This is a genomic window from Dyella sp. 01N448 (assembly GCF_056399225.1).
Genome location: NZ_JBFTQX010000002.1, coordinates 263767 through 287772 on the forward strand (window position 1 = coordinate 263767; position 24006 = coordinate 287772).

22 protein-coding genes are annotated in these 24006 nt (G+C 64.6%); 7 read left to right on the top strand and 15 right to left on the bottom strand.

Annotated elements, in window-relative coordinates; translation table 11 throughout:
* Positions 1-2: 2 nt before the first annotated feature.
* A complete protein-coding gene (locus tag AC1DKY_RS03635; RefSeq protein WP_441602358.1) occupies positions 3-1235 on the top strand; it encodes a cation:proton antiporter in 1233 nt (410 codons plus the stop codon).
* A 57-nt stretch (positions 1236-1292) separates the two neighbouring features.
* On the opposite strand, the gene AC1DKY_RS03640 is transcribed toward AC1DKY_RS03635, so the two are convergent.
* Both AC1DKY_RS03640 and fabV read right to left on the bottom strand, forming a co-directional pair.
* On the bottom strand, positions 1293-2711 hold the full coding sequence (locus AC1DKY_RS03640; protein WP_441602359.1) for a cryptochrome/photolyase family protein: 1419 nt from the start codon (positions 2709-2711) through the stop codon (positions 1293-1295).
* 90 nt (positions 2712-2801) lie between these two features.
* Positions 2802-4007: an enoyl-ACP reductase FabV gene (gene fabV / locus AC1DKY_RS03645; protein ID WP_441602360.1), complete on the bottom strand. Its 1206-nt coding sequence runs from the start codon at positions 4005-4007 to the stop codon at positions 2802-2804.
* A gap of 226 nt (positions 4008-4233) precedes the next feature.
* Here fabV and AC1DKY_RS03650 point away from each other — a divergent pair, with 226 nt between their 5' ends.
* The 4 genes from AC1DKY_RS03650 to AC1DKY_RS03665 all read left to right on the top strand — a co-directional run bounded on the left by AC1DKY_RS03650 (position 4234) and on the right by AC1DKY_RS03665 (position 7811).
* Entirely contained in the window at positions 4234-5553 is a 1320-nt protein-coding gene (locus tag AC1DKY_RS03650; protein WP_441602361.1) for an OprO/OprP family phosphate-selective porin, read from the top strand.
* Positions 5554-5682: 129 nt separating this feature from the next.
* Positions 5683-5955, top strand: a complete 273-nt coding sequence (locus AC1DKY_RS03655; protein WP_441602362.1) for a hypothetical protein — start codon at positions 5683-5685, stop codon at positions 5953-5955.
* Positions 5952-6206, top strand: a complete 255-nt coding sequence (locus AC1DKY_RS03660; RefSeq protein WP_441602363.1) for a hypothetical protein — start codon at positions 5952-5954, stop codon at positions 6204-6206. The genes AC1DKY_RS03655 and AC1DKY_RS03660 overlap by 4 nt, the downstream gene beginning before the upstream one ends.
* A 15-nt stretch (positions 6207-6221) precedes the next feature.
* Positions 6222-7811: a PepSY-associated TM helix domain-containing protein gene (locus AC1DKY_RS03665; protein WP_441602364.1), complete on the top strand. Its 1590-nt coding sequence runs from the start codon at positions 6222-6224 to the stop codon at positions 7809-7811.
* Here AC1DKY_RS03665 and AC1DKY_RS03670 read toward each other — a convergent pair.
* Positions 7805-8128: a DUF2384 domain-containing protein gene (locus AC1DKY_RS03670; RefSeq protein WP_441602365.1), complete on the bottom strand. Its 324-nt coding sequence runs from the start codon at positions 8126-8128 to the stop codon at positions 7805-7807. The genes AC1DKY_RS03665 and AC1DKY_RS03670 overlap by 7 nt on opposite strands.
* Positions 8129-8366: 238 nt before the next feature.
* Positions 8367-9794: a MocR-like pyridoxine biosynthesis transcription factor PdxR gene (pdxR, locus tag AC1DKY_RS03675; RefSeq protein WP_441602366.1), complete on the bottom strand. Its 1428-nt coding sequence runs from the start codon at positions 9792-9794 to the stop codon at positions 8367-8369.
* A gap of 102 nt (positions 9795-9896) precedes the next feature.
* On the opposite strand from pdxR, the gene AC1DKY_RS03680 reads away from it, so the two are divergent.
* Both AC1DKY_RS03680 and AC1DKY_RS03685 read left to right on the top strand, forming a co-directional pair.
* Positions 9897-10334 carry a carboxymuconolactone decarboxylase family protein gene (locus AC1DKY_RS03680; protein WP_441602367.1) on the top strand — a complete coding sequence of 146 codons (438 nt, stop codon included), beginning with the start codon at positions 9897-9899 and terminating at the stop codon, positions 10332-10334.
* A gap of 13 nt (positions 10335-10347) precedes the next feature.
* Complete coding sequence (locus tag AC1DKY_RS03685) at positions 10348-10800, top strand: cupin domain-containing protein (RefSeq protein ID WP_441602368.1); 453 nt, start codon at positions 10348-10350, stop codon at positions 10798-10800.
* On the opposite strand, the gene AC1DKY_RS03690 is transcribed toward AC1DKY_RS03685, so the two are convergent.
* From AC1DKY_RS03690 to AC1DKY_RS03740, 11 genes are all read right to left on the bottom strand, one after another.
* Complete coding sequence (locus AC1DKY_RS03690) at positions 10801-12459, bottom strand: esterase/lipase family protein (RefSeq protein WP_441602369.1); 1659 nt, start codon at positions 12457-12459, stop codon at positions 10801-10803.
* Between the two features lie 131 nt (positions 12460-12590).
* Positions 12591-13262 carry a Rossmann-fold NAD(P)-binding domain-containing protein gene (locus AC1DKY_RS03695; protein ID WP_441602370.1) on the bottom strand — a complete coding sequence of 224 codons (672 nt, stop codon included), beginning with the start codon at positions 13260-13262 and terminating at the stop codon, positions 12591-12593.
* Positions 13263-13288: 26 nt separating this feature from the next.
* Complete coding sequence (locus tag AC1DKY_RS03700; protein ID WP_441602371.1) at positions 13289-14149, bottom strand: SDR family NAD(P)-dependent oxidoreductase; 861 nt, start codon at positions 14147-14149, stop codon at positions 13289-13291.
* A gap of 50 nt (positions 14150-14199) precedes the next feature.
* Complete coding sequence (locus AC1DKY_RS03705; protein WP_441602372.1) at positions 14200-14772, bottom strand: TetR/AcrR family transcriptional regulator; 573 nt, start codon at positions 14770-14772, stop codon at positions 14200-14202.
* 64 nt (positions 14773-14836) lie between these two features.
* Complete coding sequence (locus AC1DKY_RS03710) at positions 14837-16408, bottom strand: phospholipase D family protein (RefSeq protein ID WP_441602373.1); 1572 nt, start codon at positions 16406-16408, stop codon at positions 14837-14839.
* Positions 16409-16644: 236 nt separating this feature from the next.
* Entirely contained in the window at positions 16645-17670 is a 1026-nt protein-coding gene (gene zipA / locus AC1DKY_RS03715) for a cell division protein ZipA (protein WP_441602374.1), read from the bottom strand.
* Between the two features lie 9 nt (positions 17671-17679).
* Positions 17680-21189: a chromosome segregation protein SMC gene (gene smc / locus AC1DKY_RS03720; protein ID WP_441602375.1), complete on the bottom strand. Its 3510-nt coding sequence runs from the start codon at positions 21187-21189 to the stop codon at positions 17680-17682.
* 268 nt (positions 21190-21457) lie between these two features.
* Positions 21458-21709: a BolA family protein gene (locus tag AC1DKY_RS03725; RefSeq protein WP_441602376.1), complete on the bottom strand. Its 252-nt coding sequence runs from the start codon at positions 21707-21709 to the stop codon at positions 21458-21460.
* A gap of 8 nt (positions 21710-21717) precedes the next feature.
* Positions 21718-22023: a YciI family protein gene (locus AC1DKY_RS03730; RefSeq protein WP_441602377.1), complete on the bottom strand. Its 306-nt coding sequence runs from the start codon at positions 22021-22023 to the stop codon at positions 21718-21720.
* 3 nt (positions 22024-22026) lie between these two features.
* Complete coding sequence (lysS, locus tag AC1DKY_RS03735) at positions 22027-23547, bottom strand: lysine--tRNA ligase (protein WP_441602378.1); 1521 nt, start codon at positions 23545-23547, stop codon at positions 22027-22029.
* A 97-nt stretch (positions 23548-23644) separates the two neighbouring features.
* The gene (locus AC1DKY_RS03740; protein ID WP_441602379.1) at positions 23645-23971 is read right to left on the bottom strand and encodes a hypothetical protein; all 327 of its coding nucleotides are present in this window, start codon (positions 23969-23971) and stop codon (positions 23645-23647) included.
* Between the last annotated feature and the right edge of the window lie 35 nt (positions 23972-24006).

Below are 24006 nucleotides of genomic sequence, written 5' to 3' on the forward strand. Positions count from 1 at the left end.
GCATGCATCACGCCAGCGACATCCTGCTTACCCTCTTCATCGTCTTCATCGCCGCCCAGCTTGGCGGCGAGATCGCGCAGCGGCTGAAGCTGCCCGGCGTGGTGGGCGAGATCGCCGCCGGCTGCATCATCGGCCCTTCCCTGCTGGGCTGGATCACGCCCGACCAGGTGGCGCCTGGCACGCCGCTGGATGTGCTGGCGGAGATCGGCGTGGTCTTGCTGCTGTTTTCAGTGGGACTGGAAACACGGCTGGAAGACCTGAAGAAAGTCGGCAAGGTCGCCTTCATCGTCGGCGTGCTCGGCGTGCTCGTGCCGTTCGCACTGGGCGGTGCCTGGGCGCACGGCAATGGCTTCGACTGGAGCCGTTCGCTGTTTATCGCGGCGGCCTTTGTCGCCACCTCGGCTGGCATCACCGCGCGCGTATTGCAGGAGCTGGGCGCGCTCCAGCGCATCGAGAGCAAGGTGATCCTGGGTGCGGCGGTGATCGACGACATCCTGGCCATGTTGCTGCTTGGCGTGGTGGTTTCAGTGCAAGGCGGCGAAGGCATCGATGTGGTGCACTTGCTCGCCGTGCTGGCCGGCGCGATCGGCTTCATCGCCATCATCGGTATCGGCGGTGCGCGCGTGATGCGCTGGAATTCAAGCTGGCTGGACAAGCCGCAGAGTCCTCACTCGGCGCTGGCGATCGTGCTGGCGCTTTGCCTTGGCCTGGCCTACGTGTCGACGCTGTTCGGCCTGGCCGCCATCATCGGCGCCTTCCTGGCCGGCATGATCGCCTCCGAAACACGCCAGCAGCACACGCTCGAGAAACAGACGCAACCCCTGCTCGCCCTGCTCACGCCGTTCTTCTTCGTCATCACCGGCAGCAAGATCGACCTGCACCAGCTGATGAACCTCGAGGCGGCGACCATGTTGCTGGTGGTCACCCTGATCGCGATTGCATCGAAGTTGATCGGCGGTTTTCTTGGATCGCTGTCGCTGGGAGCGCGTAGTGCCACCGTCGTCGGATTCGGCATGGTGCCGCGTGGTGAGGTGGGCGTGGTGATTGCCAGCCTTGGCTTGGCAGCGGGTGTATTCACCGATCGCATCTACGCGATCATCGTGGCGATGTCGTTGTTGACGGCGATGGTGACGCCGCCGGTGTTGGCGTGGTTGTTGCGCAAATGGAGTGGACCCACATCCGTTCAACCGACCTCTGTGGGAGCGCACCCTGTGCGCGACGACCCGGAGCGTTGAAGTGGAGGCCTGTCGCGCACAGGGTGCACTCCCACAGGGGGACGGTGCGGCGGATCCTCAGCTCGCGCGCATGGTGCGATAAGCCATCAAGGCAGCTTCGCGGCTCTCACCCAAGTCCACCATAGGCGCGAGGTATCCGGTGCGCTTCAGCAAGGCCGGATCCGTCCACGGTTCATGCAACTGCTTCAACGGCACCTCCGCCAACTCAGGCAACCAGCGCCGCAGATACTGACCCTCCGGATCGAACTTGTGCGCCTGCGTCACCGGATTGAACACGCGGAAATACGGCGCGGCATCAGCGCCGCTGCCAGCCACCCACTGCCAGCCCATCGTATTGTTCGCCAGATCAGCGTCCACCAGCGTGTCCCAGAACCAGCGCGCGCCGTGATGCCAGTGCTGCCTGAGGTTCTTGCACAGGAAGCTGGCTACGATCATGCGTACGCGGTTGTGCATCCAGCCGGTGTGCCAGAGCTCGCGCATGCCGGCGTCGACCAGGGGAATGCCGGTGAGGCCGCGCTGCCATCGCTCGATCGCCGTGGCATCTTCGCTCGCCCATGGAAACCGGTCGAACTGCTCGTTGAAGTTCGCCGTAGGCGTCTTGGGAAAGTGATATAGCAGGTGATGCGCAAACTCGCGCCAGCCCAGCTCGCGCAGGTAGGGCTCGATGTCCGGGCGTCGACGCGCATCGGTGGCAGCCGCGCGATCGACCAGCTGGCGATGGATCTGCCGCGGCGATATCTCGCCAAAGTGCAGATGTGGCGAGAGTCTCGAAGTACCGTGTCGCGCAGGCAGGTCGCGGGCGCGTTGATAGTCGCTCACGGCGTCGTCCATGAAGATATCCAGCCACTCCTGCGCGCCCTGCTCGCCCGGTTGCCAGGCTTCCTGCAGGCCGCCGTCCCACGCGATGCGCGGCAATAGCTTGAGCGCATCCAGCGGCACGCTTCCGTCGACTGTGATCGCACGCAGTGAAGCCGGCACGGCCAAGGGCTGCACGACCTCGAGTTGGGGACGCAGGCTCCGCCAGAACGGCGTGAACACGCGATACGGCCCCTGCTGTTTCGTCTCGATCCGCCAGGGTTCGCACCACAGCGACGCATTGAAGCTGTGGACCTCGACGCCCTGCTCGCGCAAGGCGGTCTTGAGTTCGCTGTCCCGCGCGATGGCGGCGGGTTCGTAGACTCGGCTCCAGTAGACCGCCGTAGCTCCCGTGCGATCGATCAGATCGCGCAGCACCTCAAGGCTGCTGCCCTGCGCAAGATGCAGTGCATTGCCATGCTCGCGCAGTTGGGCATCGAGTCGCGCAAGGGAATGATGCAGCCACCAGCGGCTCGCGGCGCCGGGAGTCCACGCGCCGTCTTCATGCGGTGCATGAATATAGAGCGGGAGGATGTGTTCGTGCGCCTGCGCGGCGGCACTGAGTGCGGGATGATCGGCGAGGCGTAGGTCGCGGCGAAACCAGACGATGGCGGTGCTCATGCCGACAGCTTAGTGAGCGCCTGAGCGGTTGTATGCCTCGTCTTTGGACGGTACCGGATGCCGCGCGATGGCGGCATCCGGTGGGGTCGATCAGAGTTCGATCACGTCGAAGCGGCGATCCGGGTTCACGTCTTCTTCGTAATGGATGTCGCTGCGGCCAAAGCCGAACAGGCGCAGGAAGTCGCTCTTGTAACCGGCGTAGTCGGTGAGCTGGTTGAGGTTTTCGGTATTCACCGTCGACCACAGCGCCTTGCACGCCTGCTGCACATCGTCGCGCAGCTCCCAGTCGTCCAGACGCAGGCGGCCGTCGCTGTCGGTTTCGGTCGCGCCATGATCCTTGCGGTACAGGCGGTCGCGGAACATGCGGTTAATCTGCTCGATGGTGCCTTCGTGGATGCCCAGCTCCTTCATCACGCGGAAGGAAATGGCGATATACAGCGGCAGCACCGGGATCGCCGCGCTCGCCTGGGTCACCACCGACTTCATCACGCCCACGTAGGCATCCAGGTGCTCGGCCTTGTGTTCGGCGACGAGCTGCTTGGCGGTGTTGTCCAGATGCTGCTTGGCCTGGCCGAGCGTGCCGTGCCAGTACATCGGCCAGGTGATCTCGGTGCCGATATAGCTATAGGCCACGGTCTTGGCATGATCGGCGAGCACGCCAGCCTTGCTCAGCGCATCGATCCACAGCTTCCAGTCCTCGCCACCCATCACGGTGACGGTGTCCTTGATTTCCTGCTCGGTCGCCGGCTCCACCGACGCCTGCACCACGGTGTCGCGGTTGGTGTCGATCGAGTTGGCGGTGAAGGTCTCGCCGATGGTCTTGAGCGACGAGCGCACCACTTCACCGGTGTCCGGCAGCTTGCGCACCGGCGAGGCCAGCGAATAGACGACGAGGTCGATCTTGCCGCCCATCTCGTTCTTGATGATCTCGATGGCGCGCTCGCGCGTCTCGTTGGCGAACGCATCGCCGTTGATCGAGCGGCTGAACAGGCCTGCTTCCTTGGCGAGCTTGTCGAACGCCGCGGAGTTGTACCAGCCCGCGGTGCCCGTCTTGGTCTCGCTGCTGGGCTTCTCGAAGAACACGCCGAGGGTGGCCGCGCCGTAACCGAAGGCCGCGGTGATGCGCGAGGCCAGGCCATAGCCGGTGGAAGCACCGATCACCAGCACGCGCTTGGGACCCTCGCCCAGGTCGCCCTGCGCCTTGGTGATGTTGATCTGATCGATCACGTTGTGCTCGCAACCGACCGGATGGGCCGTCACGCAGATAAAACCACGCACCTTGGGGTTGATGATCACTCGAGGACTCCTGGGAGGCGTTGCAAACCGCCATATTAACCCGCACGGCAGGCCATGCGCCTCCGTAGGGAAGCCCGGCCTCGCCACGGAAGGATCGGGGACGCTGGTTCCCAGCGGCTCCCACAGACCAAAGCTTCACCATCGCGGCACTATGAATAGCCCGGGCCAGGGCAAGGATCGCTGGCTGCCACAGGTCAACAGCGGCAAGGGACGGGGGTGAGCGGGCATGGCGGATATCGCGCGCAAGACGCTGGCTGGCCATGCCCCGACATGGTTGAGCCTTGGCCTTGCCTGCGCGACGTCAGCGGGATGCGTCCATCAGCCGTCCAAACCAGCGGCCGCCTCGACCAGCGCTTCTGAAGAAACCTTGCCCGCCGCGCCTGCCTCCGGGACGTCGACGGCCAGCAATGACAGCGCTGCACTGGAGCACTTGCGCGAGTTGTCGCTGATGCGCCCCTTCGAAGGCGGCATCGACACGCCGGTGATCCACAACCAGATCCACGGCTACGTGATGGTCGATGCCGCCGACTACAACCATCAAGGCCTGGGCAATACGCAATTTTCGATACGGCGCGCCGACATCAGCCTCACTCACAATCTGCGCTTCGACTGGCTGTTCTATGCCGACGCGCAGATCGTGGACGGCCATCTGGAGTTCAAGGATGTCTACGTTCGCAAGCAGACCAAGTATTTCGGCGTGGTCACCATGGGCAACCAGCAGGAACCGTTCGGCCTCGAGCAGTTCGGCAGTTTTCGCAACACGACTTTTCTCGAGCGCGCCACCACCAATGCGCTCGCACCGAGTCGCAGCGTGGGCATCACCTCCAGCGATTTCCACGGTCCCTGGATATGGAGCTACGGCTTCTACACCGCCGGCGCCAAGGATGAAGGCCGCACCCAGCGCGGCGTGGCTCTCACCGGTCGCCTGGCTTATCTGCTGAGAACTGCGCGCGGCTCGTATCACCTGGCCATCGATTATTCGACGCGTCGCGCCGGCCCTGACAACGACCAGCAGTTCAAGTCGGCCTCGGAGGTGGCACTGTCTTCGGACGGCTATTTCCTCAACACCGGCGATATCACCGGCTCGAACAAGGTGCAGCGCTACGGCCTCGAAGCGGCGCACGTCAACGGGCCGTTCTCCTGGCAGGCCGAATATATGGAGGCGCATCTGCAACGCAGCGACGGTCTGCCTGCCCTGCGCTTCCGCGGCTGGTACGCCTATGCCAGCTGGATGATCACCGGAGAAAGCCGCGACTACCGCGAAGGCAACGCCACCTTCGGACCGGTGGTGCCGCATGCCTCCTGGAACGGGCATGGCGGTGGCGCGCTGGAAGTGGGGGCGCGACTGAGCATGACCGACCTCAACGATCGCGATGTGGTCGGCGGCAAGGAGACCAATCTCACGCTGGGCGTGAACTGGTACCTGGACAAGTCCGTACGCCTCTCTGCCAACCTGGTCCACGCGCTGGACCTGAACAAGCCCGGCAACGAAAACAGCGGCAAGCATCCGTCTGCCATCGTGGGGCGTTTCCAGTACCAGTTTTAGGCGATGTCGCGAGTGCGGCGGATCGGCGCGGCGCTGCCGTCCGGCGACCCGCGCGGTTGACAGCACTGCCGTCAAATGAGAATAATTCTCAATATTCAATCTCGTGCAAAGCGGTTTCAAGGCGCCGACGTGATCACCTTTTGTGCCCTGTTGTTGACCCTGTCGGGCGCCGTGCTGGTCTATCTGGCCAGCGCGCAGCAGCGGCTGCGTGCGGTATCCCTGCCCGCTTCCGCGCGCGGACTGGGCTGGCTGATGGTGCTCCTGGGTACGGCTTGCTGGCGGTATGCTGCCGGTGTGGGCCCGGGCATCACCGCGGCGCTGACCATGCTGATGCTCACCTGGGTACTGCTGCCGTATCTGGCGTGGTGGCGCACCGAGGCCGCGGAAGTCGGCGAATCATGATCGCCCGCTGCCTCGCCGGCACGTTGCTCGGCTTTCCGCTCGCCGCCCTGCTGCTCGCGCTCTTGCTGTATGTGCTGCCAGGACACGGCCAAGCCTTGCTGATACCGGCGCTGATCCTGTTCTTTCCGCTGTGGACGGCCTTCATGGCCGTTGCGTATATGTTTCGCAGCGGACCGCGCGCGTGGCTGGTGATGGGCAGCGCGAACATCGTCGTTTTTGCTGCGCTGTGGCTGCTGCGCCTGCCCGGCTGATACAGGGAAGTTGTGATGAAAGCCGCCACGATCCGTACCTTCCAGACCGTACACACCTGGGCCGGCCTGCTCGCCGGTTTTGCCCTGTTCGTGGCTTTTTATGCCGGCGCGCTGACCGTCTTCCACGACGACATCGCCGCCTGGCAGAACCCGCCCTGGCGCGCCGCGGCCGACGCGAACGTGCCGATGGACACCTTGATCGAGCGTCTGCTCGCTCATCATCCCGAGGCACGCCAAGATTTCGGCATCGTGCTTGCGCGCGACAGTTCGCACGCCGCCTATGCGTATTGGGAAGCAAAGGACGGCAGCCGTTTTGCTACTGCCAGCCAGGTGGAGGCGCCGCGCGCCGAAGCAGCAGAGAACGAACTGGCCGACTTCGTCTACGCCTTGCACGACTCGCTGGGACTGCCGGTGATCGGCCTGTATCTGATGGGCATCGTCAGCGTGATCTACGGGCTCGCCTTGCTGTCGGGCGTCCTGATCCACCTGCCGCAACTGGTGAAGGATCTGTTCGCCATGCGCGTGGGGCGCAACCTCAAGCGGCTCTGGCAGGACGCACACAACGCGATCGGCGTGATCAGCCTGCCGTTCCATGTGATCTTCGCGGTGACCGGAGCGCTGTTCTGCCTGTTCGGCATCACGCTGGCCGCGCTCAACACGGTGGCGTTCGACGGCAAGCTGTTCGACGCCTTCGCCAAGGCCACCAACACCACGCCGGCGGTCACCGTCAGCGGCACCAACGCCAGCATGCTGTCCACCGATGCGCTGATCGAACGCGCACGCGCCGAAGCGCTGAAAAGCGGCGTCACTACGTTCGAGCCCGACTATATGCACTTCGTGCACTACGGCGATCGCAATGCCGTGGCAGAAGTGCGCGGCCTATCGCAGCACACGCTGGGTTCGTTCGGCAGCGTGGCGATGTCGGCGCATGACGGTACGGTGCTGGCCACCTATGTGGGCGATAGATACAGCGTCAACGGGATCAGTTACGCCTCGCTGTTTGGCCTGCATTTCGGCAGTTTTGGCGGACGCACGGTGCAATGGCTTTATTTCATCCTCGGCCTGGCCGGCGCGTTCCTGTTTTATTCGGGCAACCTGCTGTGGATCGAATCGCGCCGCAAGCGCCGGCATGCGGAGCAGCCGCGCAAGACGCTGGTGATGGCGCGCGCCACCGTCGGCGTGTGCATCGGTAGTTGCCTGGCGATTTCAGGCGCGTTCGTGGCGACCTGGATCGCGGTGCGCCTGGGCGTGGATGCCGGCCTGCCGCAGCGCGTGGCCTGCTACGGACTCTTTCTCGCCGCGTGTGCCTATGCCTGCCTGCGACCGGTGGCCAGGGCGATGATCGAATTGTTGTGGGTCACGGCGGCGCTCACCGCCGCGATGGCTATCGTGGACTTGGCAAGCAATGCTGCGGCCATGACGCAGGCGTGGTCGCCGCTCGGCTGGCGCGTGATCGGCGTCGATCTCACCGGCATCGCACTAGGCATCGTCTTCGCGCTGCTTGCACGCGCGGCAACGCGAAGGGCGCGCAGCGGCAACGCCAACAGCGTGTGGGCGATCAAGGCGCCGAGCCCCGTCGCGGTCGGAACGGAACGCCCTCAGTAAGCCATCCGCACGGCGTTGATGCGTGCCGATACCGGTGCATCGCTCAGTAGCGCGATCTCGTCCCAGACGGTGTCTGCCTCGCCATCGGCGAGCAACTCGTAAGCGGTTCGTCCATCGAACGCATTCTGATGACGGCACATCCAGCGCACCGCGCGCTGGCGATCACCGAGGCTTTGCACCAGCATCGCGGCCAGCGTGTCGTGGCGCTGCTCGAGCATGCTGAAGGCGCGCTCCATCACGTCGTCACGCAACGTGTTGATCTGGGCTAACTCAGTGGCGACGTCCTGAAACCTGATCGTTATCTTGCGCATGCCCATACTCCCTCCCCCGCGCCGTCCGGTGATGTCGCCCTGGGTCGACCTGCCAGCCTGGCGGGAGAGACACCTGGACTCCTATCGCCCTTCCCTGAGCCCTGCCGTTCTCGCTGCATGGCGACCGTGCCGCCCCTGCTCACCATGCGACCCGATCATGCTGAAGCAAATGCTGAATTCGCGTGAATTCGCAGGGCCTATCGACTAATACTTTTGGGTAAAACCGAAAGGCCGGCAGTGCCCCTTAAGCACTAGCCAGTAAGGCAGCCAGTTGCTGCATGGAGGCGTGAATGTCCTGCACCGGCGTGTCGCCATAGCCAAACTGCAGGCCTTGTTGCGCGCGCCGCCCGGCGTGGAAGCGACTGATGCCGTAGAGCGCGATGGAGGCGGTGCGGGCGCGGGAAATCACCGCTTCCTCACTCACGCCTTGACGCAACCGGGCGACCAGGTGGATACCGGCCGCCGGCACGATCGGCTCCAGCCACGCGGACAAGGGGCCGCGCAGGTGTTCCAGCAAGGCGGCCCGGCGTTCGGCGTAGTGCTTCTGCACCCGACGCACGTGGCGGCCGAACTCGCCATCCAGCATGTAACGGCCCAGCGCGGCCTGGGTCAGGCTGCAGCCGTGCCAGTCGTTGATCTGCCGGGCCTTCAGGAAATCGGCGGCGAGTGACGGCGGCGGCACCACATAGCCGGTGCGCAGTTCCGGGAAGATCGTCTTGGAGAACGTGCCGACATAGGCCACCACGCCGCTGCGATCGAGGCCCTTGAGCGATTCCAGCGGACGTCCTTCGAAGCGGAATTCGCCGTCGTAGTCGTCCTCCACAATCAGTGCGCCGCGACGCGACGCCCACTCCAGCAAGGCCACGCGCCGATCCAGGCTCATCGGCATGCCGAGCGGAAACTGGTGCGAAGGCGTCACATAGACCAGTCGCGCGTCATCGGGGAGCTCGTCGACGCACAAGCCTTCCGCATCCACGCGTACCGGTTTGACCCGCGCGCCCAGCGCCAACATGCTGGCGCGCGCCGGCGGATAGCCGGGCTCTTCGACCGCGACCACGTCGCCGCGCTCGACCATCACGCGCGCGGCCAGGTCGATGGCCTGTTGCGCGCCCTGGGTCACCAGCACGTCCTGCCAGTTGCACGCCACCGCACGACTGAAACCGAGATAGCGCGCGATGGCGAGCCGCAACTCCTGCTCGCCGGCCGGATCCCGATACATGCCCCGCCCACGCGCCTGCGTGCGCAAGGCGTGCGCCACGCAGGCGCGCCAGGCATCGGCATGGAAAAGGGTCTTGTCGGTGACGCCGCCCAGATAGTCATAGCGCAGCCGTTCGCCGGGCTTGGGCATCGACAAGGCCTCGGGAACCCGCTGCCATACTTTCGCCGCCTTGGGCGATGAGGCGCCGCGGGCTCGGGCGGGCGGCGGCGTGGCGAGTCCTTCGGCGACGAAGGTGCCGTCGCCTTGCCTGGCGACCAGGAAACCCTCGGCGATCAACCGCTCGAATACCTCGAGCGTGGTCTTGCGCGATACGCCCAACTGGCTGGCCAGATCCCGCGTCGACGGCAGCCGCGAACCCGCTGCCAGGCGTCCATCGACGATCGCCCCACGCAGTTGCTGGTAAAGCTGTCCGGCCAGGTCCCGGCGGCCGGCGATGGTAAGCAGGATGTCCATCAGTGGTTACCTCAAATATCTCAAAAATGGACATTTAAGAAGGCCAGTGAGAAGTCTAACCTGATTCTACTTTCCCACCGAATCCCCACTGAGGATCCCGTCATGAACCAGCGTCTCGACTTCTACAAAGCCAGCCCCGAAGCGATCAAGGCCATGGTCGGCCTGGAGCAGCGCATCGCCAAGAGCGGCCTGGAAAAATCCCTGATCGAACTGGTCCGCCTGCGCGCCTCGCAGATCAACGGCTGCGCTTATTGCGTGGACATGCATTCGGCCGATGCCCGCAAGGCGGGCGAGAACGAACGCCGCCTGGCGACCTTGAGCGTGTGGCGTGAAACACCGTTCTTCACCGACCGCGAACGCGCCGCGCTGGAGTGGACCGAGTCGCTCACCCTGATCGCCAGCAACCATGTGCCCGACAGCGTGTGGCAGGCCGTGCAGCCGCACTTCTCCGAAGAAGAACTGACCGACCTCACCTTGCTGATCGTCGCCATCAACGGCTGGAATCGCTTCGCGATTGCCTTCCGCAAACTGCCGGCCTGAGCGGAGCGATGCCATGAAAATGTCGCTCGCTCCCCTGGTCCTCTCGCTGGTCATGGCATTCGGCGCCGTCACGGCGCAAGCCCACGACGGTGGCGAAGAAACCGTCCAGCCGCTGATGAAGCAAGCCTTGCCCGACGTGCCCGGCAAGAACGCGATGATGGCCACCGTCACCCTCGCTCCCGGCCGGAGCGCCGCGCCGCATCTGCATCCGGGCTCGATCTTCGCCTACGTGCTCGAAGGCCAGGTGGTGTCGCAGCTCGAAGGGCAGGAACCGAAAACCTATGGCGCCGGCCAGAGCTGGTACGAGCCGCCGCGGGCGCACCATCTGGTCACGCGCAACCCGAGCAGCACACAAGCGGCGAAGCTGTTGGTGTGGGCCATCGTGGCGCCGCAGGATCCGATCAAGCTGCCGCTGCCGCAAGTATCATCCGTGCAAAACCCGCTTCCGACACTCGCCTCCCACTGATCACGGCGCTGAAGGCTGGCGAAGGATGTCCAGGATCTTCGCCAGCACTTCATCGTTGAGATAGAGCTGGTGGCCGTCCTTCACGACGGTAGTGGAGACGGCGCCGGGAATCGTCGCGCTCTTGAGCGGAACAAAGCCGTCGCCTGGAGGATCCGTGCCTGGCAGCTTGCCGGCAAACGTGTAGTAGCGAACACCCTTGACGGGCATCAGCGATTGCGCCGCATGACTCACGGGTTGTGCGTCGCGCAGTGTGCTGATGCTGCTCAGGCCGTACTGCTCGTAATCCTTGGCCAGCAGAGGATTTTCGTGGGCGCGATTTTCCGCCGCCACGCGGACCAGGGCATCGAGTTCCGGCGCATGGGCGTGCACCACGCGCAACGCCACCTGCCCGATCAGGCTGTCGACATAGGGCGAGCCCAGGTGCGGCGCCGCCAGGAAGATCGTGCGCGTCACGCCGGGATAAGCATGGAAGCGAAATACCGAATCCACGATCGCGAGATCCGCGGGCGTGCCGCGCAACTGCTCTGGGGGAATATCGAACGCGGCCTTCCAGATCACATCATTGCTGTCGGACACGATCAGCCGGGAAATGACGCCGCCCATACTGTGCCCGATCAGCGTCACGTCCTGATGCGCCGGCGCGGTGCCATCGGGATCGAGAATATGCCAGGCCTGATCGAGCGAGCGTTGCACGATCAGCCGATTGAGCAACTGCGGCGTGTTGGTCGGGTAGACCACGTGCCAGATCTGATAGCGCGCCCGCAAATCAGGGTCGCCGTCGATGAGGTTGGTCAGCTTCGCCCACACCATCGGGCTGCGCCCCAGCCCATGCACCATGATCACGGGCGTCTTGTTCGGATCGTAATCTTCCAGCAGATACAGCCCCTCGCGCAGCGCGAACTGCCGCCCGCCAATGAGGTTCCACAAGGCCAGCCGGTTGATGTGCGAACGATCGTAAAGCGCAGCCAGGGTCGCAGAGGGATCCGTCGCCAGAGGAACGCTGCGCTTGCCGATGGTGATCTCCGGGTGTTCGCGCATGCCTGAAACGATCAGCTGGGCAACACCGTCAGCGCCAGGCTCCACCCATGCGGTAAGCGACCGGGTGATGCCCTCTGGCGGATAGAGCATGCAGATTGGCTTGTCGTTGCATCGCTTCTGCCACCCCACCATCGGCACGCCATAGCCAGGCGTCGCGAACCGCTCGCCCATCACCGGGGGAATGGTCACCTCGTCGGCGCGCGCCAAGGCCACCGGCCCATCGTCCAGGCTATCGGGCAGATCGCGGAATTCCACGCGCAGCGGCACGTCCAGTACGCGCAAGGACTGCGAACGCCACGGGTCAGGTTTGACGTCCAACAGATAACCCAGCAACTCATGCGTGCAGTTGTCGGCAAGCGTCTGGGCTTCCGCCTGCTGGGCCGCGCTCCCCTGCTCCGAGGCCTGGTAAGCCACCACGGCGCAATGCAGCCAGTTGCGGGCGGCAAGGTCCTTGCGCTGGACGGCCGCCGTGTCACGCCACAGGTGGCGTGCTTCGTTCAGGGCATCATTCTTTGGCTGCCGCGAAAGACTGCTGCACGCCGCCAACAAGACCACACACGCCATCCAGACCAGGCGGTGGCCACGAGTCGAGCGCGGTTTGCCGGGAATACCTGAGCGCATGCGGGCACTCGTCGCCAGAGAGGTCGCAGACAAGGCGGGCCGAACCGTAGCACCCGCCGCCGGTTGAACGCCGCGCCACGCTACGCCATTCGTCCGCTCCGCGCACTAACACCTTAGGGCCACGGCCTGGATCAGCCCTGCTCGGCGGCCCGGTCGATGTCCGGGCACTCCAGCACGGGGCTGGGTCCGCCCGCCCTGGCCACCGCTAGCATGGCCTGGCCAATGGTGACCGTGCTCAGGATCTGCCGCGGAAACAGCGCCCGCAGCACGGGCACCAATGGTCGCGTCACGGCGTAGACCACGCGGGACATCGTGGTCTTCGAACGCTCGCCATGCACCGCCTCGATGAAGCCCGGACGAAACAGGTAGACCGCACGGAAGGGCAGGCGCAGCAGCGCGTTCTCCGTGCGCCCTTTCACCCGCGCCCACATGCTGCGTCCCTGCTCCGTGCTGTCGGTGCCGGCGCCCGACACATAGACGAACACCATCGAGGGATTGAGCCGCGCCAGCGTGCTGGCCGCCGCCAGCGTCAGCTCGTAGGTGAGGCGGGTATAAGTCGCCTCGTCCATGCCCGCCGCACTCACGCCCAGGCAAAAAAAGCAGGCGTCGTAACCATGCAGCTGCGGTTCGATCGACGCATAGTCGAAGAAGTCCTGATGCACGAGCTCGCGCAGCTTGGGGTGATGCACTCCTAGCGAACTTCGTCCCAGCACCAGGACTTCTTCCACATCCTGTGCCGCCAGGCATTCACGCAGCACGCCCTGGCCGACCATGCCGGACGCGCCAAACAGTATGATTTTCACGTCCGGATCTCCTGTGCCAGCCGCTGTTAGTACGCGGGAAACGCCGGGATGGCGTCCACGTCATAGCCCGTGGAAAGGCTCACCTCGCGCCAGCGCTCGGCTGCGCTGATGCGCTGGGCGTCCACCTGGCCGAAGTACTGCAAGGCATCGCTGCCCAGCAGCAGATGACGAGGCGGCTGCTCGTGGTAGCCCATCTTCAACACCACCTGCGCCACCCGCGCCGGATCGCCCGCCTGTTTGCCCAGCGCATCCTTGAGGCGTTCGCGGAACACGCCCACCGAGGCCTGATAGTCGGGCAGCAGATCGCCCAAAGTGCTGTTGGCCTCGGCGGCCCAGTCCGTGCGCATGCCGCCCGGTTCCAGCGAGCACAGCTTGATGCCCAGGTGCTCGACTTCGGCAGCCACCACTTCGGTGAAGCCGCCCACGGCCCACTTGGCCGACTGGTATGCGGAAAGTCCCGGGGTACCAATGCGCCCGCCTACCGAGGAAATCTGCAGGATGTGGCCCGACTTCTGCGCACGCATCACCGGTAGCGCGGCTCGCGTCATATTCACCACGCCGTAGAAGTTCGTCTCGATCTGCGCGCGGAAGTCGTCTTCATCGCTTTGCTCGAACGGGCGCGCGTGGCCGTAGCCGGCGTTGTTCACCAGGACGTCCAGACGGCCAAACGCCTTGACCGCCGCATCCACTGCGGCACGTCCTGCCGCCGGATCGGCCACATCCAATGCCACGGCCCGCACCTGCTCGCCGTAACGCTCGACCAGATCGGCCAGCTGTTCCGGACGACGCGCGGTGGCCACCAGGCGATCGCCATGGGCCAGCACTGCTTCGGCGATATCGCGACCCAAGCCGCGCGCACTACCCGTTACCAACCATACCTTTGACATGACATCCTCTCTATTGAGTGATTACACACTCATTTAATGGTCAAAACAAATCAGGCTTTGCCGATGGCGTTCCAGAACGCCTCGAAGCCTGCCAATCGATACTGCTCTGCCCGCTCCGGTTCGCGGGCGATGAAATCCATGGTGGTTTCCGCCAGCGACGTGAGCAGCGCGCCCACGAAAGCGGGGTCGAGCTCCTTCAACACGCCCTTGGCCATGGCCTCCTTCAACATGCCCTGCACATCGCCGAACGGCGCCGAGCCGGTCGCCTTGGTTTCGGGCGCGATGCACTGGGACACGCTCAGTTGCGCCATCACCTTTCGAGCCTGCGGATGCGCCACGCCCCAGTCGATATAAGTGCGCCAGACATGGGCCGCCCGCTCGCGGATGCTGGCGCGACGCGGATAGCCCGTTAGCATCGCCTCGCGCATGTCCACCTTCAGCTCCAGGTACAGCTGGTTGAGCAGCGTGTCCTTGCTGTCGAAATAGGTGAACAGCGTGCCCTCGGCCACGCCCGCGGTGCGGGCGATCTTTGAGGTCGGCGCATTGATCCCCTGCTCCGCAAACACCTGGGTTGCGGCATCAAGGATGGCATTGCGCTTGTCTTCGCTGCGGGGGCGGGCCATGGGGATCAATAATTGAGTGACCACTCAATCATAGGGCCGACCGTCCCGGACTTCAAGGGCTGGTTCAGAGCAGGCTTTCGATTGGCAGCAGGCCGCCGGCATTGACCTTGAAGCGCCGCCACCAGCTGGTTTCGGGTGCGTGGTCGTAACGCACGTCCGACTGGCCCGGCCCCTTGCCCACCCAGTACACGCTGCCCTTGTCGTCCAGCAGGACCTGGTAGCTGTGGACCGGTTTGGTGGCGTCGGCAAAGATCGCCAGCAGCGCCTTGGCGAGCCCCGGCGAATCCACGATGACGCCGTCCTCGGTATTGATGTGGACCGAGCGCGGATCGAGATTCATCGAACCGACAAAGGCATGTTGCTCGTCGACCACCATGGCCTTCGCATGCAAGCTGTTGCTGCCGGAGGACGAGCCGAAGAAACTGCTGCCGCCACGGCCCTTTCGCGCGTCCGGCTTCAGTTCGTACAGATGCACGCCGGCCTTCAACAGGCCCGTGTAATAGGACGCATAGGCCACGTAGACATTGCCGGCGTCCGTCGATGCCAGTGAGTTGGTGAGTATCGACACCTCGACGCCGCGGTCGCACATGCCCTTGAAGTAGGCCACACCTTTGTCGCCGGGCACGAAGTACGGGGAGATCAAGGTGAGCCGCTGCTGCGCCCCATCCATCCAGGCGCGGATCTGCGGGGCCATATGCAGATCCTTGCCGTCGGCCGCGGGATTGCCCTTCTCCGGATCGTCCGCGAGATACGTGGCCGTGCCCCAGGCCCACGACGTAGCTGGCGCCTCATGTACCAGGTCGCCCACGCGGGCGACGAGGCTCTGTGCATAGCCGCTCTCGCTGAACTGGCGCGCGCTCGCCGCCATGGTCTTGCGCAGCTGCGCCAACTTCTCGGGGCTGGGCGTCTTGCGATGAAACGCGCCGATCGGGAATGACTGTTCGCTGTTCCAGTACCGATCGAACATCTGCCCGACCTCGGCCACCACCGGGCCAATCGTCAGCACATCCAGGTCGCGAAAATTGACGCTGTCGTTCGCGTCGAAATATTCATCGCCGATATTGCGGCCGCCGACGATCGCCATGGCGCCGTCGGCGATCATCGCCTTGTTGTGCATGCGCCGGTTGAGGCGGGAGAAATCGCCGGCAAACTGCATGCCCATGCTCAAGCTCGACGTACTGCGATCCAGAAAGGGATTGAACAGTCGTATCTGGATATTCGGATGGCCATCCAGAATGCGCAGCACGTCGTCGTTGCCGGCCACGTGCAAGTCATCGAGCAGCAGGCGCACCCGCACGCCACGATCGGCGGCGGCCAACAGGCGTTGCGCGAGCAAGCCGCCGGTCGCATCGGAATGGAACATGTAGTACTGCAGGTCGAGCGAGTGCACGGCGCGGTTGGCCAGCGCAATGCGCGCCAGCAAGGCGTCGTTGGAATCGCTGATCAGGCGCAGGCCGCTGTCGCTGCCATGTTGCGCAGAGATGCGCTTGGCATACGCCTCCAGCGGCGCATCCGGCTGGACCGGCAGCACCGTGCTGGGAACGCGGGGGTAATCGGGACGAAGATCCGAATGGGTGCAGGCAGCCAGCGCCAACAGCCCCAGACAGGCAAGGCGACGCAACAAGGTGCAGGCCATGTTCCCTCCTTGGTGCTGACTGTGTCTGAGGCGGCGGTTGTACGCAAGGTTGTTGTTGAACGGATGCCCCGCAGATCACCACCCATCCCCTCCCTTGTAGGAGCGCACTTGTGCGCGACCAGACGTGGCTACGTAGCGGCGCCCGGTCGCGCACAAGTGCGCTCCTACAAAGGAGGACCTGGCCGCACAAAGCGTGCGCCACAAGGGAGAGCTTGTCCGGACGGCCTTTACAGGCCTCAACGCCCGAAGGTGATTTCCCGACCTTCGTGATCGCGGTCCCAGCCGCGCAGTTCGTCGCGGATATGCGCCACGCGCTGGCGGCCGAGGGCGTTGCGCTCCTCGTCCAGCACCTGGCCGTCCAGCAGCTCGGCCAGACGTTGCGCGGTGGGCAGCATGGCGTCCCATGCGTCCAGCGCGGGAATCGGCGCCGGCAGCGTCATGAAGAAGCTCAGGCCCGGCGTGCGCATGGCATCGACGCGGCTCAGGTCGAAGTTGCCCGGCTTGACCATATTGGCGACGCTGAAGATCGGACCGAGCTCGCGCTTGCCGTCCACCAGGCGGTGATAAATGCCCATGTCGCCGAATTCCAGGCCGGTCTTTTCGGCCGCCACAATCAGGTCGGCGCCGTTGAACACATTGCCTTCGCGCGCCACCACGAACAGCGTGACGATACGCTCGACCGGCAGGCGTTCCGGACGACGACCCACGTCGGAACGCTGCGGCACGCGAGGCGCCTCCGGCGCCGGTGCGGGCGCCGGCGCGGCAACGGCTACGGGCTCAGGCTCGTGTACACGCGGGGCGGTCACCTGATCGGCACCCGTCGCCTGCGCCAGGCTCTGCTCGAACTGCTCCGGCGGTGCGCGCAAGGCATCGACAATCGATGCCGCCGCGCCCAGCGAGCGACCGACTGGCGCCGGCTCGACCCTGTCCTTGCCGCCCGCGAGCGTGGCGCCAAGGCGTTCCAGTTCCTCACGCAAACCGACATCGAGCTCACCCTGATGGGGCTGCTGGCGGGCGTCGAGTTCGTCCATGCGGAAATCGTCGTGCGCACTGAAGGACGGCTCGGTAGAGATATCGCCTTCGGTACCAAAGGTCGGCTCGCGGCGTTCGCCCGAGGCTGTCACGATCACCCGTCGCTTGCCCTGCTCTTTCCTGGGCTGGCCAAACAGCCACAGTCCTGCCAGAACAATCAGGCCGACGATGAGCATGGGAACGCCAACGGCGGCATTCCAGGCAAAAGCGAGTACGGGTTGCACGGTCATATCAAATCCTCAAGCTGCTCCCGCAAGTTTAGCTGCTTCAGCCAGGTCCACCTGCACGAGTCGCGATACGCCTGCTTCGCGCATGGTCACGCCGCACAGCTGGGAGGCTGCTTCCATGGTGGCCTTATTGTGACTGACAAAGATGAACTGAACTTTCTCGCTCATCTCCTTCACCATGTTGGAGAAGCGACCCACGTTGGCTTCGTCCAGCGGCGCGTCCACCTCGTCCAGCAGGCAGAACGGCGCGGGATTGAGGCCGAAGATGGCAAACACCAGCGACACCGCGGTCAGCGCCTTTTCGCCACCCGACAGCAGGGTGATGTTGGAAACACGCTTGCCCGGCGGACGCGCCATGATCGCCACGCCGGTGTTGAGCAGATCGTCGCCGGTGAGTTCCAGGTACGCGTGGCCACCGCCGAACAGGCGCGGGAACAACTCCTGCACGCCGGCGTTGACGCGGTCGAAGGTTTCCTTGAAGCGCTGGCGCGTTTCGCGATCGATCTTCTTGATCGCCGCCTCCAGCGTCTCCATGGCGCTGACCAGGTCGGTCAGCTGATTATCCAGATACGTCTTGCGCTCGCTCTGCTCGGCGTGTTCCTGGATGGCGGCGAGATTGACCGGCTCCAGCCGCACGATCTTCTGGCCGATCTCGACCAGCTGCGTGCGCCATTGGCTGGCGTCGGCATTTTCGGCGAGCTCGGCAAGCAGCGGTTCCAGTTCGAGACCGGAGGCGGTGATCGCCTCGGCCAACTGCTCGGCGCGCAGCTGCAACGCCTGTGCGGCGAGGCGCTTCTGCGACAGCCCTTCGCGCAGGCCCTGCAACAGCTGCTCGATGCGCTGACGCTCTTGTTCCAGGCGACGGAATTCGAGATCGCAGTCTTCCAGGCCGCGACGCGCCTCCACCAACTGCTTGTCGACCAGCAGGCGCTGATCGAGATAGGTCTGGCGCTCGGCTTCCAGTTCGGCGATGGGATCGGAACCGGCCGCCAGCTGGTCGGCGATTTCGGTACGGCGGGCTTCGATCTGGCGCATCTGGGTGTCCATGCGCGCCAGCGACTGTTCCAGCGAACTCAGCGACGAACGCTTCGACTCCATCGACAGCGCCAATGCATGCGCTTGATCGGCTGCCTCACGCGCGTTCATGCGCGCTTCTTCGCGTGCTTCGAGCAAGGCGCGGCGTTCGTTTTCCAGCTCGCGGCGCTGGTCTTCCAGGTCGCCCATATGGCCGACGGATTCATCCAGGCGCGCACGCGCATCGCGCGTCTGCGTCTGCAATTCGTCGAGCTGGGTGATCAAGTCATTGAGTTCGCCGGTCACCTTTTCGGCGCGTGCACGGGCAGTTTCCATCTTGCCGCGATGGCTTTGCACCTGACCGGCCAGTTCGGACTGACGACGGTGCGCGTTGTACAGCTCGCGCTGCGCATCGTCGCGCGCGCGTTCGGCTTCGAACTTGCTCGTGCGCAGATCATCGAGCGTATTGGTGGCTTCTTCGATGCGCTCTTCCAGCGCCTGGATCTGTTCGGCCAGTGTGCGCAAATCACGCTCGCGCGCCAGCACGCCGACCTGGTTGCCCTGCGCGCGGCGCACGCGCGCCCAGCCCGGACCCAGCCATTCGCCGCTGGCCGTCATCACCGACTGATACGGCGCCAGCGCCGAGAGACCCGCCACGATCCGGTGCGCGTGCTCGATGGAATCGGCGGTAAGCACGTGATTGAGGATGGTCAGCGCAGCGGCCGGACCGCGCACATGGGCCGCCAGCGTGCCAGCAGTATTCACGCCACCGTCGGCGCCGTTGACCAAAGCCACGTCCGCATTGTCCAGCGCACCGAATTCAGTCGCCAGCGCGTGCGATTCGTCCACCAGCACGGCATCGAGGAAGCCGGCCAGCGCGGTTTCGACGGCCGTTTCCCAGCCCGCTTCCACCTGCAGCGATTCGCCCAGGCGGCGTGACTTGTCCAGACCCAGTCGCGAGAGCCAGCCGCTCGCCGCACTTTCTTCCTGGCCCAGCGCAGCGTGCTGCAGCGCTTCCAGCGAGGCGTGACGCCCGCGCGCGGTCTGCAATTGCTGGCGTGCCTCGTTGAGCGAGGATTGCACCTGGCGCTCTTCGTCCAGCACCTTTTCGTGCGCAGACTTGTGCTGATCGAGCAGGCTGCCCAGCGATTCGACGCGTTCGCGCTGCGTGTCGTGTTCGACCAGCAGTTGTTCGGACGCGGCGTCGAGCGCGGCGATGTCGGTGGCTTTCTGTTCGGTCTCCAGCGCTTCGCGGCGACGCGACAGGTCGACCGACTGGCGATCGAGGTAATTGAGCTTGGTGCGCTCCACTTCCGCGGCGCGGCTGGATTCGCCCGCCGTGCGGGTATGCGAATCCCAGCGCTGCTGCCAGTCGGCCAGCTTGGTTTCGGTATCGCGCAGCGACTCGGTGGTGTCGTCCTGCATCTGCTGCAGGGCTTCGAGCTTGGGCTCGCCCTCAGCCAGCGCCATGCGCAGCGTTTCCACCTGCGTGCGGTCGTTGGCTATGTGTTCGGCCAACTCGGCGTGTTCGCGCTCGGTCTCGCCCTGCGCGCGCTGCAGTCGATCGGCGGTTTCGCGGTTGAAGCGCACCTGCTGTTCGACGCGGGCGATCTCGGCGCCGACCTTGTAGACCTCGGCCTGCACCTTGTTCAAATGGTCGGTGGCGTCGGTGTGACGCTCGCGCACCGTCTCCATCTGCGCCTCGAAATGGCGCTGGGTGGCGACGTGCTTTTCGATCTCGATCTCGGCAGCGGACAGGCCCGAGCCTTCGTTGTCGTGCTGGCTCTTCAGGCCGCGGTATTCGAGCGCGCGCAGTTCGGCTTCCTTGCGCGTCTGGTCTTCTTTCAGCGCCTTCCAGCGTTCGGCGGCGCGGGCCTGGCGGTTCAAGTGTTCGAGCTGCTTGTCCACTTCGTCGCGCACGTCGCGCACGCGGTCGAGGTTTTCGCGGGTGGACTTGATGCGGCTCTCGGTTTCCTTGCGGCGCTCCTTGTACTTGGAGATGCCGGCGGCTTCTTCCAGGTGCGTGCGCAACTCGTCGGGTGCCGCCTCGACGATCTGGCTGATCATGCCCTGCTCGATGATCGAGTAGCTGCGCGGACCCAAACCCGTGCCCAGGAACAGATCGGTGATGTCGCGGCGGCGACAGCGCGCGCCATTGAGGTAGTACGCCGACTGCCCGTCGCGCGTCACCTGGCGCTTCACCGAAATCTCGGCGTACTGCCCGTATTCGCCCTGGATGGTGCCATCGGCGTTATCGAAGATCAGCTCGACCGTGGCCTGGCCCACCGGCTTGCGCGCGTTGGAGCCGGAGAAGATCACGTCGGTGAGCGAGTCGCCGCGCAGGCGGCTGGCCGCGCTCTCGCCCATCACCCAGCGGATCGCATCGATAATGTTGGATTTGCCGCAGCCGTTCGGACCTACGACGCCGGTCATATTGGTCGGCAAATGGAGCGTCGTCGGGTCCACGAAGGACTTGAAGCCGGCGAGTTTGATCGTAGTCAGGCGCATGCGGGCATCGGCGGCAAAAGTGGATAAGCCCGGGGGCGCCCGGGCGATGGGTCACTGTGCCAAACGCGAGGGGAAGCCGCAATGCGTTTTGGCCACAGCTTTCACTTTAACACTGGCGCATAAGCCAATGTTATAGAAAAGTTTTCTCTTCGCCCTAGATCGTCATTCCTGCGAAAGCAGGAATCCAGCGCCTTCGGACGGTGCGTCTCAAGGCAAAGTCACCGGGTCCCAGCTTTCGCTGGGACGACGGTGAGGGAACCGGTTGCCCTTACTCGCCGGGCGCCTTTGCGTCGATCGACAGCGCGTGGATCCCGTTGTCCATCAGCCCGTGCAGGGCGGCGTAAACCAGGCGATGGCGCTTGATCGACATCTGCCCGGCGAAGGCCGCGCTGACAATGCGCACGTGGAAATGCCCCTTCCCCTCGTTGGCATGGCCGGCGTGCTTGTGGCCCTCGTCCAGCACTTCGAGGGTCGAGGGTTCCAGCGCCTGCTGCAGGCGCTCGCGGATCTGCTCGACCATGGGCGCGCTCATGCCTGCGGCAGCGCTTTGATAAAGGGCTTGACGCTGACGCTGGCGTAGACGCCGGCATCCACATACGGATCGACCTTGGCCCAGGCCTCCGCGTCCGCCTGCGAGGCGAACTCGGCCAGGATCAGGCTGCCGGTGAAACCCGCCGGGCCCGGATCGGGCGAATCGATCGCCGGGAACGGGCCGGCCACCAGCAGGCGGCCTTCATCCAGCAACTTTTTCAGGCGTTCCACATGCGCCGGGCGCGCGGCCAAACGCTTCTCCAGGGAATCGGGCACATCCGTACCAACAATCGCGAACCACATGGATCAGGCCTCCGGGCGCATATAGGGGAACAGCAGCACGTCGCGGATCGACGCCGAACCAGTGAGCAACATCACCAGGCGATCGATGCCGATGCCCAGGCCGCCGGTCGGCGGCAGGCCCACTTCCAGCGCGCGGATGTAGTCGGCATCGAAATGCATGGCTTCGTCGTCGCCACCGACCTTGGCTTCCACCTGCTTCTGGAAACGGGCGGCCTGGTCTTCCGGGTCGTTCAACTCGGAGAAGCCGTTGGCCAGCTCCTTGGCGTTGATGAACAGCTCGAAGCGGTCGGTGATACCGGGATTGGTGTCGCTCTCGCGCGCCAGCGGGGAGACTTCCACCGGATGATCGGTGATGAAGGTGGGCTGGATCAGCGTGTGCTCCACCGTCTTCTCGAAGATTTCCAGCAACAGGCGACCCCAACCGAAGCCGTCCTTGACCTGGCAGCCCAGGCGCTTGGCGTGGGCGGCCATGGCGTCGCGATTGCGCAGGTCATCGCGCTTGATCTCCGGGTTCAACTCCAGCACGGCGTCTTCCATGCTCCAGCGACGGAACGCCGGACCCACGTCGATCTCATTGCCTTCCCATACCAGCTTGGTCGTGCCGATCACGTTCTTGGCCGTCTCGCGGATCACTTCTTCAGTGATATCCATGATCTCGGTGTACGTGGCGTACGCCTGGTACAGCTCGAGCATGGTGAACTCAGGGTTGTGTCGCGTGGACACACCCTCGTTGCGGAAGTTGCGGTTGATCTCGTAAACGCGGTCGAAGCCGCCGACCACGAGGCGCTTGAGGTAGAGCTCAGGCGCCACACGCAGATAAAGATCCATGTCCAGCGCGTTGTGATGCGTCACGAACGGACGCGCCGTGGCGCCGCCCGGGATCACGTGCATCATCGGCGTTTCCACTTCCATGAAGCGGCGCGGCTCAGCTTCCAGCCACTTGCGAATAAAGCCGATGATCTTGGAGCGCTGCGCAAAGGTGCGGCGCGCATCCTCGGTGACGATCAGGTCGACATAGCGCTGGCGATAGCGCTGCTCCACATCGGCCATGCCGTGATGCTTGTCCGGCAGCGGACGCAGGCTCTTGGTCAGCAGACGCAGCACATCCACCTTCACCGACAGCTCGCCCGTGCGCGTGCGCATCAGCGTGCCCTCGGCACCGACGATGTCGCCCATGTCCCAGGTCTTGAACGCCTTGTACGTATCCTCGCCCACCGTGCCCTGGTGGATGAACAGCTGGATACGGCCGTTGACATCCTGCATCTGCACGAAGGCAACCTTGCCCTGGTCGCGCTTGAGCATGACGCGGCCAGCGACTTTCACGCGGCGAGCAAGGCCTTCGATGGCTTCTGCAGTCCACTTCTCCGTATCGGCAAACTCGGCCTGCAGATCGCCCGTGAACGCGTCGATCTTGTAGTCGTTCGGAAACGCCACGCCCTGCCCACGCAACGCCTTGAGTTTCTCGCGGCGCTCGGCGATCAGCTTGTTCTCGTCGATGGGCTGGATATCGGTCGGTTCAGTCATGAGGTTCCCGTCGCTGCCAGCGCCCGCACCATGTGGCGGACGCGCTTTTGTTTGTCATCAGATCGTCAGGGCGAAGGGCTTCCCGCGCCACCGATGATCAATCGTCCTTACCGAACGCGTGTTTGACGGCGTGCCTCGTGGCATTCCATCCATCACGCGCACCGTGCCCGACGGTCAGGGCGGCATCCCTCGTGCCATGACCCACTGCCAGGCCCGCATCCTTCGCGCCGTGCCCGACGGACACCGCCGCGTCCTTGGTGGCATGGCCTACGTCACGGCCCGCGTCGCCAACCTTCTTGCCGGCCGCGCGCGCATCCTCTTTGACGCCCTGGCTGGCAGAATTGTCCTGCGCGGCGACCAGGCCCTGGCATCCCATCAATGCAACACATGCCATCAACGTACGGAAAGTCTTCCTGCGAGTCATGCGGGCATTACCTCCGGTGTGGCCAGGTTCCATAG